This window comes from Kocuria tytonicola, assembly GCF_003687455.1.
Classification (GTDB): Bacteria; Actinomycetota; Actinomycetes; order Actinomycetales; family Micrococcaceae; genus Kocuria; species Kocuria tytonicola.
This window is the reverse complement of record NZ_PHOA01000018.1, coordinates 15,407-31,758: the sequence shown is the minus strand read 5'-3', so window position 1 is coordinate 31,758 and position 16,352 is coordinate 15,407. Positions and strand designations below refer to the sequence as shown.

15 protein-coding genes and 1 pseudogene are annotated in these 16,352 nt (G+C 68.8%); 9 read left to right on the top strand and 7 right to left on the bottom strand.

Going from position 1 to position 16,352, the window contains the following annotated elements; all coding sequences use genetic code 11:
- Positions 1–353 (bottom strand): annotated as a pseudogene (locus CWC38_RS03905) (chromosomal replication initiator protein DnaA); the annotation flags it as partial.
- Between the two features lie 424 nt (positions 354–777).
- Here CWC38_RS03905 and rpmH point away from each other — a divergent pair.
- From rpmH to CWC38_RS12340, 8 genes are all read left to right on the top strand, one after another.
- On the top strand, positions 778–915 hold the full coding sequence (gene rpmH / locus CWC38_RS03900) for a 50S ribosomal protein L34 (RefSeq protein WP_012399425.1): 138 nt from the start codon (positions 778–780) through the stop codon (positions 913–915).
- On the top strand, positions 875–1,285 hold the full coding sequence (rnpA, locus tag CWC38_RS03895) for a ribonuclease P protein component (protein ID WP_424321724.1): 411 nt from the start codon (positions 875–877) through the stop codon (positions 1,283–1,285). Before rpmH ends, rnpA begins: the two co-directional genes overlap by 41 nt.
- A gap of 68 nt (positions 1,286–1,353) precedes the next feature.
- Positions 1,354–1,788 carry a membrane protein insertion efficiency factor YidD gene (yidD, locus tag CWC38_RS03890; RefSeq protein WP_240625035.1) on the top strand — a complete coding sequence of 145 codons (435 nt, stop codon included), beginning with the start codon at positions 1,354–1,356 and terminating at the stop codon, positions 1,786–1,788.
- A complete protein-coding gene (gene yidC / locus CWC38_RS03885) occupies positions 1,785–2,768 on the top strand; it encodes a membrane protein insertase YidC (RefSeq protein WP_121845514.1) in 984 nt (327 codons plus the stop codon). Before yidD ends, yidC begins: the two co-directional genes overlap by 4 nt.
- Before the next feature lie 13 nt (positions 2,769–2,781).
- The gene (locus CWC38_RS03880) at positions 2,782–3,321 is read left to right on the top strand and encodes a Jag family protein (protein ID WP_121845513.1); all 540 of its coding nucleotides are present in this window, start codon (positions 2,782–2,784) and stop codon (positions 3,319–3,321) included.
- Positions 3,318–4,055 carry a 16S rRNA (guanine(527)-N(7))-methyltransferase RsmG gene (gene rsmG / locus CWC38_RS03875; RefSeq protein WP_121845512.1) on the top strand — a complete coding sequence of 246 codons (738 nt, stop codon included), beginning with the start codon at positions 3,318–3,320 and terminating at the stop codon, positions 4,053–4,055. The genes CWC38_RS03880 and rsmG overlap by 4 nt, the downstream gene beginning before the upstream one ends.
- A gap of 271 nt (positions 4,056–4,326) precedes the next feature.
- Positions 4,327–5,181, top strand: coding sequence for a ParA family protein (locus CWC38_RS03870; protein WP_121845511.1), 855 nt, complete (start codon positions 4,327–4,329; stop codon positions 5,179–5,181).
- A 1,423-nt stretch (positions 5,182–6,604) separates the two neighbouring features.
- A complete protein-coding gene (locus CWC38_RS12340) occupies positions 6,605–7,663 on the top strand; it encodes a ParB/RepB/Spo0J family partition protein (RefSeq protein WP_338067514.1) in 1,059 nt (352 codons plus the stop codon).
- Between the two features lie 160 nt (positions 7,664–7,823).
- On the opposite strand, the gene CWC38_RS03860 is transcribed toward CWC38_RS12340, so the two are convergent.
- From CWC38_RS03860 to CWC38_RS03835, 6 genes are all read right to left on the bottom strand, one after another.
- Complete coding sequence (locus tag CWC38_RS03860; RefSeq protein WP_121845509.1) at positions 7,824–9,050, bottom strand: N-acetylmuramoyl-L-alanine amidase; 1,227 nt, start codon at positions 9,048–9,050, stop codon at positions 7,824–7,826.
- Between the two features lie 116 nt (positions 9,051–9,166).
- Entirely contained in the window at positions 9,167–9,502 is a 336-nt protein-coding gene (gene trxA / locus CWC38_RS03855; RefSeq protein WP_121845508.1) for a thioredoxin, read from the bottom strand.
- A 67-nt stretch (positions 9,503–9,569) separates the two neighbouring features.
- Positions 9,570–10,610 (bottom strand): thioredoxin-disulfide reductase, encoded by a 1,041-nt coding sequence (gene trxB, locus CWC38_RS03850; RefSeq protein WP_121845507.1) that lies wholly within the window; start codon positions 10,608–10,610, stop codon positions 9,570–9,572.
- A gap of 45 nt (positions 10,611–10,655) precedes the next feature.
- Positions 10,656–12,476, bottom strand: coding sequence for a hypothetical protein (locus CWC38_RS03845; protein ID WP_240625034.1), 1,821 nt, complete (start codon positions 12,474–12,476; stop codon positions 10,656–10,658).
- 66 nt (positions 12,477–12,542) lie between these two features.
- Positions 12,543–14,198, bottom strand: coding sequence for a murein biosynthesis integral membrane protein MurJ (gene murJ / locus CWC38_RS03840; RefSeq protein ID WP_121845506.1), 1,656 nt, complete (start codon positions 14,196–14,198; stop codon positions 12,543–12,545).
- A 65-nt stretch (positions 14,199–14,263) separates the two neighbouring features.
- A complete protein-coding gene (locus CWC38_RS03835; protein ID WP_121845505.1) occupies positions 14,264–14,764 on the bottom strand; it encodes an NUDIX hydrolase in 501 nt (166 codons plus the stop codon).
- A 78-nt stretch (positions 14,765–14,842) separates the two neighbouring features.
- Here CWC38_RS03835 and CWC38_RS03830 point away from each other — a divergent pair, with 78 nt between their 5' ends.
- On the top strand, positions 14,843–16,267 hold the full coding sequence (locus tag CWC38_RS03830; protein WP_121845516.1) for a CCA tRNA nucleotidyltransferase: 1,425 nt from the start codon (positions 14,843–14,845) through the stop codon (positions 16,265–16,267).
- Positions 16,268–16,352 lie beyond the last annotated feature (85 nt).

Here is a 16,352-nt window from a genome sequence, read left to right as displayed (position 1 = left end):
GCCTCGATCTCGTCGATCGACGGGACGGCGGAGTCCGCACGGTGGGGGTCGGAGGCGGGTGCCACCGACCGCGGCTGCAGCTCGAGCTCGGGATCCACGACGAAGGCCACCAGGGTGTCCGGGCCGAAGACCGTGCTCACGGTCTGGTCCAGCACCTCGGACATGGGCTTCTGCTGGAGGAAGCCCCGGGTGGCTTCGCTGGGCACGGCCACCAGGAGTGTGGTTCCCATCAGGCCCCGGGGGTCGCACACGGCGATGTTGCCCCGTGACCGCCCGGAGACGCGGGGGTCGGCGCGCATGATGCGGAGGCACTCTGCCCACTGTTCGAGCAAAGCCTGGTTCTCCTGCTGCATGGGCAACTCCTGACGTGATGGACCGGGACGGCCCAGTTTTCCACAGAGTTGTGCACAGCGGTGGATAAACCTCGTGGGGGCGGCCGCGGGATCCAGCCTAGAACACGTGTCGCGGCCCTTCATAGCCCGGTTTCGCGCCCGATCAGAACTACACAAGTGTAGTTCCGGGCTGGGGATAACCCGCTCCTGCGGCGGTCTCGGCGGCCGTTTTCCACACCCCGGGGGCGGCGTGTGTGCACAGCTGTGGAGGGCGGCGGAAGGGCAGAGTGATTTGACCGGGGAGAGCGCATTGACTACTGTGAATCAGTCTTGTGCGTGTAGGATCGCGATTTTGCGTGCCCGCACGCCCCCAGAAACCTACCGCGTGCGCCCCCTGCGTCCCATCGCAGTTGGCACACCGTAGTCCAACCTCATGGAGTGACTAATGCCCAAGCGGACTTTCCAGCCGAACAACCGCCGCCGCGCCCGCAAGCACGGCTTCCGCGCTCGCATGCGCACCCGCGCCGGCCGCGCCATCATCGGTGCCCGCCGCAGCAAGGGTCGCGCCAGCCTGTCGGCCTGAGCGCTTCCCACCCCGCGAGGTTCGCATCGTGCTGCCCACCAGGCATCGGATGCGGACCTCTGCGCAATTCTCGACCACCGTACGTTCCGGGGCCCGCAGCGGCCGCCGGAACGTCGTCGTATCCGTGCGGGGCGGCACCGGGGAGCCGTCACGCGTGGGATTCGTGGTCTCCAAGGCCGTGGGGAACGCGGTGACCCGCAACAAGGTCAAGCGGAGGCTGCGGGAGCTCAGTGCGCAGACCGTCCGCGAGCGTCCCCACGGGGTCGACCTGGTGGTGCGCGCGCTGCCCCCAGCCGCGGCGGCATCGTGGGAGGAGCTGGGCCGCGACTACCGCTCCGCCCTGGACACCGCGCTCCGCCGGGTTCGATGATGCTCCCAGGGACGCGCAGGGCGCATGCCGTAACGTTCCCCGCAGGAAGTCCGGAAGGAGGCGCTGGCGTGACAGCACGGGTGACTCCTGAACAGCTGCTGGCCCAGGCACCGCACGAGTACTGCCTTCCGGGCGGGGTCCTGCGAACGCTCACCCGGGTCCCGCAGAACGTGTGCATTGCGCTGCTCAAGCTCTACCGGGCGATCGTCTCACCGCTCTACGGGGACGTGTGCCGCTACTTCCCCTCCTGCTCCGCCTACGCGCTGGAGGCGTTCACCGTCCACGGAGCCGTGCGGGGGCTGGGTCTGACCGTGAGTCGGCTGCTGCGCTGCCATCCCTGGGCCGCCGGCGGGATCGACAGGGTTCCGGCGGGGGGCCGGGAGTTTCCCTCGCCGGCCGCGACCCCCAAAATCGTTCTGCTCAACCACCCGAACCTCGCGCGTGAGTCCACGCACGACTGCCCGGCCCGCCACGGCGCGGCTCAAGGAGCCAACGCTCGATGAATTTCTTCGACCTCATCCTCTTGCCCTTCAAATGGATCGTCTCCGCGGTCCTGTGGGTGTTCCACGAGCTGTTCACCCTGATCGGTGCCGACCCCACGTCCGGTCTCACCTGGGTGCTGTGCATCGTGGGCCTCACCCTCGTGATGCGCACGCTGACCATCCCGCTGTTCCTCAAGCAGATCAAGTCCATGCGCGGCATGCAGGAGCTGCAGCCGGAGATGGCCAAGCTGCAGGCCAAGTACAAGGGCAAGAAGGACCAGCTCTCCCGCCAGGCCATGGCGGAGGAGCAGATGGCCCTGTACAAGGAGCACGGCTCCAACCCGTTCGCGGCGTGCCTGCCGATCATCGTGCAGATGCCCATCTTCTTCGCCCTGTTCCAGGTGCTGCGCTCCGTGCCCCAGGCCGCGCAGAACAACGAGGCCATCCACCTCCTCACCCCGGAGATGGTGCACCAGTTCAACGAGTCCACGATCTTCGGCGCTCCCCTGTTCTCCACCCTGATGCAGCCGGGCAACGGCAACCACGCGGCCACCATCATCCTGGCCCTCGTGATGATCGTGGCCATGAGCGCCACCCAGTTCATCACGCAGCGCCAGCTGACCGCGCGCAACATGAGCGACTCCGCCAAGGAGTCCCCCATGTACCGCCAGCAGCAGATGATGCTCTACCTGTTCCCTATCATCTTCGCGATCGGCGGCATCAACTTCCCGCTCGGTGTGCTCGTCTACTGGACGGTCTCCAACCTGTGGTCCATGGGCCAGCAGTGGTGGGTCATCCGCAACAACCCCACCAAGGGATCGCAGGCGGAGCGTGAGCTCAACGAGCGCCGTGCCGCCAAGGGCCTGCCCCCCGTGGGAATGACCAAGAAGGAGCACGAGGAGAAGCTCGTGGAGCAGCGCGAGCGTGCGGCTGCGGGTCAGCGCACGCAGCCGGTGTCCAAGAAGCGCCAGAAGCAGCAGTCCAAGAAGAACAACGGCTGAGAGGTCTCATCCCATGAACGAGACGGACAACGCCCAGGATCCCACGGCCCAGGACGCGGCGGAGCCCTCTGACGCGGCGCAGCTTTCCCCGCTCGAGGAAGAGGGCGAGATCGCGGCCGACTACATCGAGGAGCTCCTCGACACCGCGGACATCGACGGGGACATCGAGATCGAGGTTCGGGACGGGCGCACCTACGTCTCCGTGGTGGCCGAGGACGACGACGCCGATCTGGCGGCACTCGTGGGCGAGCACGGTGAGACCGTGGAAGCCCTGCAGGAACTCGCACGGCTGTCCGTTCTCGGCGCCACGCAGCGCCGCAGCAGGCTCATCCTGGACGTGGCCGGGCACCGCGATGAACGCGCGGCCCAGCTGCGCACCATGGCCGACGACGCCGTGGCCCGGGTGGCGCAGGACGGTGGCCGCGTGCACCTGCCGCCGCTGTCCCCCTACGAGCGCAAGCTCGTCCACGACGCCGTGGCAGAGGCCGGTCTGGTCTCCGTCTCGGAGGGCGACGGCGCGGAGCGCCACATCGTGGTCTCGGCCGGCGAATGAGCGGGAACCGTTCCACACCTCGTCACCGTGACGCCGCTCGGGAGGAGACGGGGCCCCGGTCCGAGGAACGTCGCGCTCCTCGAGCGGCCCCTGAACCGCAGCCTGCTCCCCCGCTGGGGGATCTCGAGGAGGCGGCCCAGCAGATCTTCGGTGAGCGGTTGGACGTCGCGCGCAGATACACCGAGCACCTGGCGTCCTCGGGCATCGTGCGTGGTCTCATCGGACCGCGGGAGGCACCTCGGCTGTGGGAGCGGCACGTCCTGAACTGCGCCGTGGTCGAGGCGCTGATTCCGCCGCAGGCCCGTGTGGTGGACGTCGGGTCCGGAGCGGGTCTGCCGGGGCTGTGCCTGGCAATTGCCCGCCCGGACCTCACGATCACCCTGGTGGAACCCCTGGAGCGCCGGGTGACGTGGCTCGAGGAGGTCATTGCGGACCTCTCGTTGGACGGCGTGCGAGTGGTGCGCGCCCGTGCGGAGCAGGCCAAGAAGGACGTGGGCCCCGTGGACGTGGTGACCGCCCGAGCGGTGTCCGCGCTGGTGGGACTCATGGACATCACGCTGCCGCTGCTCAAGGGTTCCGGCGAGCTCCTCGCTCTCAAGGGCCGTTCCGCCGAGGAGGAGCTCGAGAAGGCGTCGAAGAAGTTCTCGCGCTTCGGGGTCCGTTCCGCCGAGGTCCTCACCGTGGGTGGGGAGCTGCTGAGCGAGCCGACCACCGTGGCGCGGTTGGTGCTGTGAGCGCCGCCCCGCGTCGGCTGCGGGGTGCGGGGATGTCGATAGGCTATGGAGTGCACCGCATCAGACACGGAAGGGACCGTCGATGACCACCCCTGAGCAGACAGGCACGTCCGCACCCCGCGGACACGACTTTGGTCTCCCGCCGGATCCCGTTTCCCAAGCTCAAAAGGTTGTTCCTGATCGCGGGAAACATGTTTCACGTGAAACAGACGGCCATGCAGGTGCCGCAGCACAAGACGCGGTGGCGGATACCGCCCTGGGGAGGAAACTCGTGGAAGAGAACAAGCGCCGCGCCAAGCTCAAGAACGTGCAGCTGGACCACCCGGCGGACACCCGCTTCATCACCATCAGCAATCAGAAGGGTGGTGTGGGCAAGACCAGCACGTCGGTGAATCTGGCCGTGGCACTGGCCCAGCAGGGCCAGCACGTGCTCGTGGTGGACAACGACCCCCAGGGCAATGCCTCCACCGCTCTGGGCATACCCCACGGTGCGGAGGCCGACTCCGTGTACGACATCCTCATCGACGAGGTCCCGGTGGCGGACGTCGTCACCAAGTCCCCCGAGATGGAGAATCTGTGGGTGCTGCCGGCGACCATCGACCTCGCCGGGGCCGAGATCGAGCTCGTGTCCGTAGTGGCCCGCGAGCAGCGGCTTCAGCGAGCTCTGCGCGAATACGCCACAGCCCGCGAAGAGCAGAACCTGCCTCGACTCGACTACGTGTTCATCGACTGCCCTCCGAGCCTGGGCCTCCTGACCATCAACGCGTTCGTGGCGGCCACCGAGGTGCTCATCCCCATTCAGTGCGAGTACTACGCACTGGAGGGTCTCAGCCAGCTGCTGAACAACATCAAGATGATTCAGAAGCACCTCAATCCGGACCTCAAGGTCTCCTCCATCCTCCTGACCATGTACGACGGACGCACCAACCTCGCCTCCCAGGTGGCGGATGAGGTGCGCGCGCACTTCCCGGCCGAGGTCATGGAGACCATGATTCCGCGGTCTGTGCGCATTTCCGAGGCCCCCAGCTACCAGCAGAGCGTGATCACCTACGATCCCAGCTCCACGGGCGCCCTGTCCTACCTCGAAGCGGCCGCGGAGCTGGCAAGCCGGGATCCTCGAGCCTGACCACAGCAGGCACGCGGCGACTCAGTAGCTCGCTCTGAACCCTGGGCCCCGATGTTTCACGTGAAACATCGGGGCCTTTTTGGTGTGCCCGGGCTTTGCGGCGTCGGGACGGGGACTCTTCTCTCGCGGCGTCAGTGCGTGATCTGTCTGCCCTCTTTCGCCCCCGGCCAGGCTGGGCGGGTGCCGGCACCGCCCGGCGGGATATTCCGCAGAGGCGAAAGCACCAAGGAGGATGCCAGGTCGGCTGAGCCGGGTGCGTCGCGAACTCACCGACAGGAGGATCGTCTCTTCACGGTGGTGATGGCCGCCGAACCGGAAGTCTCCGAGCGAAGTGCGCACGACTACGATGGGATGAAACAACAGCGCGTGAAAGGACTGTCCAGTGGCTGAACGACGTCGGGGATTGGGACGCGGGCTCGGGGCTCTCATCCCGAGCGAGGCACCGCGAGGAGCTGGGAACTCGGTGGATGGGGATCCGGCACCTGAGAAACAGGCGGGAGGGCCTCCCGGGACGCGATCTGGGGGAGCGGCCCGCGGCCCGGGCTCGAAAGGGACGGCACCGAACAAGCGGCGCGCTGCGTCGCAGGCTGCAAAAGCCGACGCTGGTGAGAGGGCGGCTCAGGACAGCAGCACGGGCCCCAACGCTCCCCAGAAAGCCACCGGATCCGACGGCTCCGCGCAGCAGCGCGCGGCGAAGGGAAAGAAGGCGCCCGCTTCGACCATGACGCCATCTCGGCGAGCCACGACAGGTGGGAGAGATGGCTCTCGTCCGGACGCGATGAGTGCGGACGTCGATGCCAAAGACCGCCGAGCACCTGCCTCTGACGTTGACGTGGTGAGGTCCTCCACCCGGAAACGTGCAGGCGACGCTACAGCCCCCCCCGAGGAGAATCCCGTTCCACGGGCCGGGGCATTGTCCACAAGCACGACTTCACCCGATGTTTCACGTGAAACATCGACTCGGAAGGCCGCATCCCCCGTCAGTACCGGGCGATCTGGACGTGCATCCGGGCGCGGGCGTCGTGACATGGTGCATGCCCTGCGCAGCACCACCTCAGTGAGCCGGCCGGTGGACATGTTCTTCCTGCCCTCGGACGCGGAGGCCGATAAGGACATCGGACTCGAGCAAGGGCGCGCGAAGGGCAGCGTCCGCAACGCACAGTCATCCCCGCGGCAAGCACGTACGGAGCCCACCTCGGGGCAGCAAGGTGCACCCGCAGCTGCGCCGGAGGTGTCAGGGGACCCCTCCCTATCCTCCGGCGAGGAGCAGAAGACTCCGGTGCGACCGCCGTCGGGAGACGTGGACTCCGTGGAAACCGTCCAGTATGCAGAGGTGCCCCATTCATTGAGTCGCCGATCCCACTCGTCGAGTAAGCAGTCGGGGGAGGCCAGCACCCCAGATGTTTCACGTGAAACATGGGGAATGCCGCTCAGGAAAGAAGACACCGACAGGTCTCCCACCCCACACGGTGAAAGGGCGGACGGCGAGCCCGAAAGCGGCAACTCCGCCGGGACGGACCAGGCAAGATCGTCGTCCTCGGTCGAGCCGCAGAATCCCGGGGGCAAGTCGACACTGGGCGCCGAGAAAGACACCCCCGCGCGCCCCGGTGGGGGTGAAGGGCCGGCGTCTTCGCCGGACGAGGCAGAACTCCAGGCAGTAGCGGGCGCCGTGTTCGCGGAACTCAGTGTCACGGACATCCACCCCAACCGCAAGCAGCCCCGCCAGGTTTTCGACGAGGACGAGCTCGCCGAGCTGGCCTTTTCGGTCAAGGAGCTGGGGGTCCTGCAGCCCATCGTCGTGCGCCCGAGCCAGGACGGGGGTGCGGAGTCGTACGAACTGGTCATGGGTGAACGCCGGTGGCGGGCGGTCCAGGAGGCGGGCCTGACCACGATCCCGGCCATCATCCGCGACACTGCGGACAACGACCTGCTGCGCGACGCGCTCCTGGAGAACCTGCACCGCGCCCAGCTGAACCCGTTGGAGGAGGCTGCGGCCTACCAGCAGCTGATGGAGGAGTTCGGCGCCACCCAGGAGCAACTGTCGGAACGAATTGGTCGCTCACGGCCTCAGATCTCGAACACGCTGCGCCTGCTGCGGCTGCCCGCTCTCGTGCAGCGCCGAGTGGCTGCTGGTGTTCTCAGCTCCGGCCACGCTCGGGCGCTTCTCGCTCTGACGGATCCTGCGGAGATGGAAGGGCTGGCGCAGCGAATCGTGGCGGAGGGGCTCTCGGTGCGCGCCACGGAGGAGGCAGTGGCGCTGTCGGACGGGGCCAAGCGTCACGCGGGGAGGCGCAAAGCGCCTACCACGCGGCACGATGACAGGCTGGGGTACATTGCGGACGCCTTCTCGGACAAGCTGGACACGAGCGTCAAGATCCAGCTGGGTGCTCGCAAGGGCAAGATGACCATTGAGTTCGCCTCGGTGGAGGATCTCAATCGCATCATTGATGTCCTGGACCCCAAACTGGAGTCGGACAAGTGAAGCCCAGAGGCACGGTGCCGCCGATGGTTGAGTGACGGAGCCGATTTCCGAACGCAGAACGGCCGCGATGTTTCACGTGAAACATCGCGGCCGTTCACTGCGCGGTAAAGCTTTCTGCCCCGTGCACGAACGCCGGCGGCGGTTCCGACCCGCCCCCGGCTCAGGGGTTCTGGTGGTAGTAGCTCTGGATGTCGGCAAGGCTCATGGTGCCCGTGGCCGTCGAGGCGGCGTCGGTGGAGGGCGCGAGGACACGTTGGAGGCCGCACAGCAGGGACTCCGCCAGGCGAGCTCGGTACATGTCATTCTGCAGCTTTGCCCGCTCTCCACCGTTGGACAGGTAGCCCAGGGCCACCCAGGCGGCCGCGGTTCCTGCGGCACGGAGTTCGCTCCACTGACGAGCGTGTGCACCGAGATCCTGCGCCCCGGTCCTGGCCACGAGTTCCCGGAGGATCATGGTGGACGCCATCTGCCCAATGGGTGCATGTGGCTGGCCGGTGCTGGGGTCACCCCAGAAGAACGTGGCCACACCTTCCGCGTGCGGTGAGGAGTTCCAGTCGCACTGCAGACAGAGCACAAGGGCCGAGGGATGTGACGTCAAGGCCTCACGGGGGTCGGTCACCACGGTGCGCTCGTTCTCCACCGTGCGTGCCTCCCCGTAGGGCGCAGGGCAAGGATCCACGAGCACCGGGGCGGCCCCCACGTTGCGGAGCAGATCGTGCACTTTCACGGCCACGTCCAGGGAGATCCGGTCCTGCTCCTCGGCGAAACCCTCGGGGGCACCCTGGGGAGTTTCCTGGGCAATGGCGCCCGAGGGGATCAGGATGACGTCCCGCTCCCGCAGGGCCTCGTGGAGCATCCCCAGCCGACGGTGGTCGCGCAGGGAGAACGCCTTGGCGGAGGTGATCTTCTTGCTCACCCGTGCCAGACCCGCGAGTGTTTCCAACGCGACTTCCCCGTCCACACGAACACCCAGGCTGCTCTGCAGCTCTCGCACGGCGAACTCGGTCTGACGGTTGAAGGTGCCGTCCAGGTGACCGTAGTAGAAACCCAACAGAGAGAGGTTGTTCTGGAGCTCCTCGACGTCGTCACCGTGCAACGGCTGCGACTCGTCGAAGGCAAGGGGACGGTCACCCAGGGTGTATTGGGCGTCGTTGAGCGCGGCCTCGGTCTCGGGTCCCACGACGCCGTCCACGATGAGCCCCTTGTGCTGCTGGAACGCCCTGACGGCGTGGTCCACGCCGCGGTCGAACACGGAGGGGTCCGGCACGGCGTCGGGCGCGATGCCCGGGTCCGTGACACCTGCTCGGACCAGGCGCTCCCTGAGCCCGGTGACCCGTCGATCGGTCGCGCCGTGTCGGAGAGCAGCTCCGGGAGGGGGTTGCAGCACGTGGTTCTCCCTTGGGTAGTGGCCCGTCCCTGGAGGACGGGACGTCAGGATGGCATCGTCTCAGAAAAAACCCGGGTCCAGCGCACTCCGTGTGCGCCGGACCCGGGCTGTGCACCTCAGGCGGAGGGGGTGAGGTACTCCGCGAATTCCTTCTCCAGGGCGGACTTGGGCTTGGCGCCGATGGAGGTCTTGGCCACCTCGCCGTCGGCGAAGAGGTAGACGGCCGGGATGGAGGTGATGCCGTACTGGGACGCGATCGCGGGGTTGTCGTCCACGTTGACCTTCACCACGTCCACCTGGTCCGCGTGCTCCGCGGCCAGTGCGTCGAGGACCGGGCCGAGCTGGCGGCACGGGCCGCACCACTCAGCCCAGAAGTCCACGATGGTGGGCTTAGAGTTCTCCAGGACCTCCGCCTGGAAGGTGGCGTCCGTGACGTCCTTGGCTGCGCTCATGGTGATTCCTTTCAACGGGGCCGTCCGGAGGGCTCCGAGCGGCCGTGGGGAGTGGGGATGAGGGTGATCAGCTGTCCAGCGCCGCGAGGTAGTGCTCCACGTCCACAGCGGCCACGCAGCCGGAGCCGGCGGCCGTGATGGCCTGGCGGTAGGTGGGGTCCACCACGTCGCCGGCGGCGAACACCCCGGGCAGGGACGTGGTGGAGGAGCGTCCGTCCACGGCGATCGTGCTGTCCACCGTGAGCTCCAGCTGGTCCTTGACCAGATCCACGCGGGGATCGGAGCCGATGGCCACGAACACGCCGGTCACGGGCAGCTCGGAGGCCTCCCCCGTGACGGTGTCCTCCAGCTCGAGGGCCGCCACCTTGTTCTCCCCGCGGATGCCGGAGACCCGGGTGTTCCAGAGGATCTCGATCTTGGGGTCGTCGAGGGCGCGCTGCTTCATGATGTCCGAGGCCCGGAACTGGTCACGGCGGTGGATCAGGGTGACCTTGTCCGCGAACTTGGTGAGGAAGGTGGCCTCCTCGATCGCGGAGTCCCCGCCGCCCACCACGGCCACGTTCTGGCCCTTGAAGAAGAAGCCGTCGCACGTGGCGCACCAGGACACGCCGTGCCCGGACAGCCGCTCCTCGTCCGGGAGTCCCAGCTTGCGGTACGCGGAGCCGGTGGAGATCACCACGGCGCGTGCCCGCAGGACGGTTCCGTCCTCGGTGGTCACGGTCTTGACCTCACCGTCCAGCTCCACGGAGACCACGTCCTCGTAGCGGATGTCCGCCCCGAAGCGCTCGGCCTGCTGCTGCATGTTGTCCATGAGCTCGGGGCCCATGATGCCGTCGATGAAACCGGGGTAGTTCTCCACCTCGGTGGTGTTCATGAGCTCTCCGCCGGCGGTCACGGACCCGGCCAGGACCACGGGCTTGAGGTTCGCCCGGGCGGTGTAGATCGCGGCCGTGTAGCCGGCGGGACCGGAACCCACGATGACGACGTCGTGGACGGCGTCGTCGCCCGCGTCCGCCGCGGGGTGCGAGGCGTCCGCCGGGGCGGACCGGGCCGCGCCGGTGACGCCGAGGTTCACAGCACTCGAGAAGATGCCGGACTGATTGCTCACTGGTGGAACGCCTTTCCCTGGATCACCGCGTGCCGCGGAGGTGGACTACACCCCAGAACGTGGGGAGGTCGTGCAGATATTCCGTGCCCGTTCCGCGGGGCCGCGCGGCACGGGAAGCGGTGACGAGCTGTGCGCGGCAGGCACGTCCGACCTGACCGGGCCGATCGTCGGAGCGGGGTTCGCGGCGGGGCACCGGAGGGGGATTTCCCCGATGCGCAGGCCGTAGGGGTAGCCGCCGATGGGGCTCGTGAGCTGCGGCAGCTCCGTCCACACCACGAGCACGAAGCGGTGCGGGGTGCTGCGCGCCGCGTCCGAGAGCGGGACGCGGATCTCGGGGCCCGTGAACGAGCCCTTGCCCACCTCCTGTGCGCCCTCCAGGCCGGGCTGGTCCGAGACGTACACGGTGAACCGGCCACCGGTGCCGTTCGCCTGCTGGACGGTAAGCTCCTGGGCCGTGGCGGGCTCCTTCAGCTGGGCCGCGAGACCCACGGAGTCAGCGAGGCTGCCGAACGTGGCGTTCGAGAACCCGTAGCTGAGCCAGTACGTGGCGGGGTTGCCGTCCGTGGCCTGGTTCAGTGTGGCGTCCGTGTCCGCCATGAACTTCGGGTCCGAGGTCACGCGGGTCACGGACTCGATCGCCGGTGCGGCCGTGGCGCTCGGGGACGCCGACGCCGCCGGGGTTCCCTCCTGAGGTCCGGTGGCCGCACTCTGCTGCGGCGGTCCCTGCTGGGCGAATTGCGAGGTGAGCGAACCGAGACCGCGGAAACCGAGCACGATGGCCCCGATCAGCACCAGGGCCAGGAGCATCAGCAGCAGCAGCCAGCGCAGCGGTCCCCTGCGGTTCTCCCCCTCCGCAGCCGCGGTGGCGCCGCCGGAACCGCCCTCCTCCGGCTCCGATTCCGGCGTGGGCCCGGTCGGCTCCTCCGCAGCTCCCGCTGCGGCACCCGTGCTCTGCTCGGCCACTGCGGCGTCCGGGCCGCCGCTAGTTGCAGGGGCCGACGCCGCGGGGTCCGCCGCCGCGCGCCCGGCACCTCCGGAGGGGGCCGGCTGCAGGTCCACGGGGGCGGTGTCCTCGTGGTCGAGGTCGGCCTCCGGGAGGTCGCCCCGGTGGAGGTCCTCCCGGGGTGCGGTCCGGGACGAGGAGGTGCGGTCGTCCAGGCGGTCGGGTTTGCCCTCGGTGCGCTCGAAGCTCTCGTAGCGGTTGTCGCCGTCGTAGGTGGGGTCGATGGCGCCCGCGGCCACGGTGGCCCCGGCCGAACCGCCCCGGGAGGCGGCGCGGTCGAAGAGGGTGGAGCGCACGGCGGCGGGACGGACCTTGCGGGCCATCCCCAGACGGTTGCGCACGGACGGGGCGGCGGGTGCGTCGTCGTAGCTGTCGTCGTCGGGGCCGTCCCAGCGCGTGACGGCCGGGACATCCGGCTCCGAGTCCTCGCCATGGCGGGAGACGCGCTGCTGGGACTGCGTGGGGTCCGGCTCCTGGTAGATGTAGGAGGAGGAGGACGCGGTGCGGGGGTTGCCGAAGATGTCGTCGGAGAGCGAGTAGTCGTCGGAGTCCTCGTCCGTGAACAGGAGGGCGTCCAGCAGGTCCGAGGCCGGGGTGTAGGAGGTGACCAGGTAGGTGGTGTCCTCCGTCTGGCCCATGTCCAGGACCTGGAAGCCGCTGTGCCCCGCGCCGGCGGCCAGCGCGCGGGCATTGTGCACCACCGTGGACTCGTGGGCGGCGGCCGGGACCAGGATGGAGACCCGGCGGCGCAGGATCTGGTCCTCGCCCTGCAGGACGTGGTCGTCCTCGGCTGTGCTGAGCAGGGACGCACTGACCTTGTAGCGGCCCCCCAGGATGGCTCCGAGCGCGATGGGCTGGGACACGGTGGCTCCCTCTGCTTCGGGCGCCGCGGCGGTCGCACGGACGCGAGAACGAATCTTTCGGGCAGTCTAACGGCCGAGTTTGGCCTTCAGCGGGGCCAGCAGGCCGGTGAACTCCGCCACGCGGAACAGCTTGAGCGCCACGGCGTACACGAGGGCCATCGCCGCACCGCCCACCGCGATGCTGAGCAACGCGGAGAGCTGGTTGTGCCACGGGAAGCCACCGGGGGCATACCCGCCGAGCAACCACAGCACCACTGCTCCGGCGGCTCCGGCCACGAGCGAGGCGGCCAGGATCCGGGCGTGGGAGCCCACGATGCGGGCCAGCCCGTAGTCCCCGATCCGGCGCTTGAGCGCGTAGTGGTAGATCACCGTGGCCAGGATGTTCTGCACCGCGTAGCAGGCGGCGACCGCGAAGACCATCTGCTCCGGGGGGAGGACTCGGGCGATGACCACCGCGCCGAGCACCGTGAACAGGGAGACCGCGAGCTGGACGAAGAACGGGGTGCGGGCGTCCTCGTCCGCGTAGAACGCCCGGCCCAGCATGAACGCGGTGGACATGAACGGCGCTCCGACGGCGATCACCGTGATCACCTGGCCGATCACCGCACCCGCCGCGGGCACGCCGCCCGAGAACAGCATGCCCAGGGGCCCCGCGTACACGATCAGCGCGATCATGCAGAACACCGTGGCCACGCCGGTCACCCGCAGGCTCGAGGACAGGGAGGAGACCAGGGACTCACGGTCCTTCTCCGCCGCCGCCGCGGCCATGCGGTTGAACAGCACCGTGGCGATCGACAGCCCGATCACCCCGTGGGGCAGCGCATAGAGCATGGTGGCCTGGTCCAGGACGGCCGTGCCCGCGATGGGCGGCGGCCCGCCCGGGCCGGGAGCGACGTCGGGCCGGGCGCCGGTGGGGATGGCCGCGGTGCGGTACAGGGCCATGAAGGCGAGGTTCGCGATCACGCCGGTCGCGAGCGTCCAGCCCCCGAGGCGTCCCGCGGTCGAGAGACCGATGCCGCGCCAGCCGAAGCGCGGGCGGATGCGCAGACCCAGGCGGGCCAGCGGCCAGAAGAGGATGAAGGCCTGTGCGGCCACACCCACCGTGGACATCACCACCAGCCAGAACGTCTGCCCGGCGGTCCAGTTCTCCAGGGAGTGGGGGTGGGTGCGGAACGGGCCGAACTGGTGGATGAACACGAGCAGCGAGAGGATCGCGACCACGTTGTTGAGCACGGGAGCCCACATGTAGGCACCGAACGCGCCCTTGGCGTTGAGCACCTGGCCCACCACGGTGTAGAGGCCGTAGAAGAAGATCTGCGGGAAGGTGATGAGCGCGAACATGGTGCCCATGGCCAGCTGGGCATCCGACCAGCCCGGGCCCATCAGCTCCATGATGGGCCCCACGCACAGCAGCACCGCGCCCGTGATCACGAGCAGCGCGATGACCGCGAGGGTGAGCAGCCGGGAGATGTAGTCGGCACCCTCGTCCTCCGCCTTGGACGCCTTGATGATCTGCGGCACGAGCACCGCGTTGAACACGCCGCCGGCAATCAGCACGTAGATGAGGTTGGGCAGCGTGTTGGCCAGCTGGAACACGTCCGCCATGGTTGCCGCGGAGCCGATGGCCACCGTGATCAGGAACGTCTTGACGAATCCCAGGATGCGGGAGACCAGCGTCCCGGAGGCCATGACGGCGCTGGCGCGCGCCCCGGACTTCTGCATGGAACATGGCCTCCTGCACGAGGGATGGGACCGTGCGCGGCGCGCGACGGTTCGAACGGGACAGCCTACAACTGGTGGATGATGTATTCCCTGGCGATGTCGGCGATGCGCCGCTCGTTGGGGAAGGACAGCGTCCGGCCGAGGTCGTCGATCCCGGACCAGGCGACGTCGACGGCCTCGTGGTCCGGATCGTTCTCCGTGGTCAGGTGGCCGCCCGTGGCCTCCAGCAGGAAGTGGTGGACGGTCTTGTGCACGCGGTGCCCGGAGACGGTGAACCAGTAGTCGATGCTGCCCAGCGGGGAGAGCACGCGACCCATGATCCCGGTCTCCTCCTCGATCTCCCGCACGGCGGCTTCCTGGTTGGTCTCATCACCCTCGGGATGGCCCTTGGGCAGGCACCACTCGAGACGACCGCCGCGGTTGATGCGGGCGATGATGGCCACCGGGTGCGCGGGGTCCGAGAGGTTCACCACGATCCCGCCGGCCGACACCTCTTCCACCGTGGGCAGCGCGGCGACCGGTTGGTTCGGTCGCCTCTTGGGCGCGCTGGGTACGGGGAATGCCATGGCCCCTACCTTAGCCACATTCCCCGGTGCACCCTGAAGCAGGTGGCGGACCCCGCTGGTGCGATAATGGCTCGCATCATGACGCAGCTGCTGGACACCTCCTCACTCCCTCCCGTCTCCCGCGAGCTCGGCCGCCTGTTCGAGCGCGCCGGCCACGAACTGTCCCTGGTGGGCGGACCGGTGCGGGACCTGCTGCTGGGCCGTGAGGCCCTGGACCTGGACTTCACCACGGACGCGGGCCCGGACCAGACCCTGGAGATCATTCGCAACTGGGCGGACGCGCACTGGGAGATCGGCCGGGACTTCGGGACCATCGGGATGCGCAAGGCCGGGATGCAGCTGGAGGTCACGACCTACCGTGCGGAGGCCTACGACCCCGACTCCCGCAAACCCACCGTGGCCTTCGGGGACGACCTCACCGAGGACCTGCGGCGCCGCGACTTCACGGTCAACGCCATGGCCCTGCGGCTGCCGGACATGGAGCTGGTGGACCCCTTCGGGGGCATCAAGGACCTGCACGCCGGGATGCTGCGGACCCCGGGGACCCCGGAGGACTCCTTCACGGACGATCCCCTGCGCATGATGCGCGCCGCGCGGTTCACGTCCCAGCTGGGACTCACCGTGGCCGAGCCCGTGCGGGAGGCCATGACGGCCATGGCCCAGCGCATCGAGATCGTCTCCGCGGAGCGCGTGCGCGAGGAGCTGGTCAAGCTCATCTGCGGCGCCCACCCCCGCCGCGGCGTGGAGCTTCTGGTGGACACGGGACTCGCGCAGATCGTTCTCCCTGAGGTCCCCGCGCTGCAGCTCGAGACGGACGAGGCGCACCACCACAAGGACGTCTACCAGCATTCCCTCACGGTCATGGAGCAGGCGGCGGAGAAGGAGACCGGTCCCGACGGCGCCGTCCCCGCCCCGGACTTCGTCCTCCGGTTCGCCGCCCTCATGCACGACGTCGGCAAGCCCGCCACGCGGAAGTTCGAGCCCACCGGGGCGGTGAGTTTCCGCCACCACGAGGTGGTGGGGGCCAAGCTCACGCGGAAGCGGATGAAGGCGCTGCGCTTCGACAACGACACCATCAAGCGGGTCACGCGGCTCGTGGAGCTTCATATGCGTTTCTACGGATATGGGGAGGCGGACTGGACCGACTCCGCCGTGCGCCGCTACGTGCGGGACGCGGGGGACGAGCTGGAGCGGCTGCACCGGCTCACCCGCTCCGACGTGACCACCCGCAACCGGCGCAAGGCGGCGCGGCTCGCGGGCCACTACGACGAGCTCGAACGGCGCATCGAGCAGCTCGCCGAGCAGGAGCAGCTCGAGGCCGTGCGCCCCGAGCTGGACGGCCAGCAGATCATGGCGATCCTGGGTGTCCCCCCGGGGCCGGTGGTGGGGCGGGCCTACAAGTTCCTCCTGGAGATGCGCCTGGACGAGGGTGCCGTGGGGGAGGACGTCGCACGGGAACGGCTGCTGGCGTGGGCCCGGGAGAAGGGCGTCACGGACTCCTGAGGCGCGCGCCCGCCGCTGCGGTCCTGGGTGCTGGTGGTCCCGGGCGCGGCGTCGTCGGGAACGGGGCTGTCCTCAGGGGCGGGAC

Coding starts and splice junctions, on each gene's coding strand:
- yidC (WP_121845514.1), top strand. CDS start 1,785: ATGAATTTCTTCGACCTCATCCTCTTGCCCTTCAAATGGATCGTCTCC.
- rpmH (WP_012399425.1), top strand. CDS start 778: ATGCCCAAGCGGACTTTCCAGCCGAACAACCGCCGCCGCGCCCGCAAG.
- CWC38_RS03830 (WP_121845516.1), top strand. CDS start 14,843: ATGACGCAGCTGCTGGACACCTCCTCACTCCCTCCCGTCTCCCGCGAG.
- CWC38_RS03880 (WP_121845513.1), top strand. CDS start 2,782: ATGAACGAGACGGACAACGCCCAGGATCCCACGGCCCAGGACGCGGCG.
- CWC38_RS03835 (WP_121845505.1), bottom strand. CDS start 14,764: ATGGCATTCCCCGTACCCAGCGCGCCCAAGAGGCGACCGAACCAACCG.
- trxA (WP_121845508.1), bottom strand. CDS start 9,502: ATGAGCGCAGCCAAGGACGTCACGGACGCCACCTTCCAGGCGGAGGTC.
- CWC38_RS12340 (WP_338067514.1), top strand. CDS start 6,605: ATGCCGCTCAGGAAAGAAGACACCGACAGGTCTCCCACCCCACACGGT.
- rsmG (WP_121845512.1), top strand. CDS start 3,318: ATGAGCGGGAACCGTTCCACACCTCGTCACCGTGACGCCGCTCGGGAG.
- murJ (WP_121845506.1), bottom strand. CDS start 14,198: ATGCAGAAGTCCGGGGCGCGCGCCAGCGCCGTCATGGCCTCCGGGACG.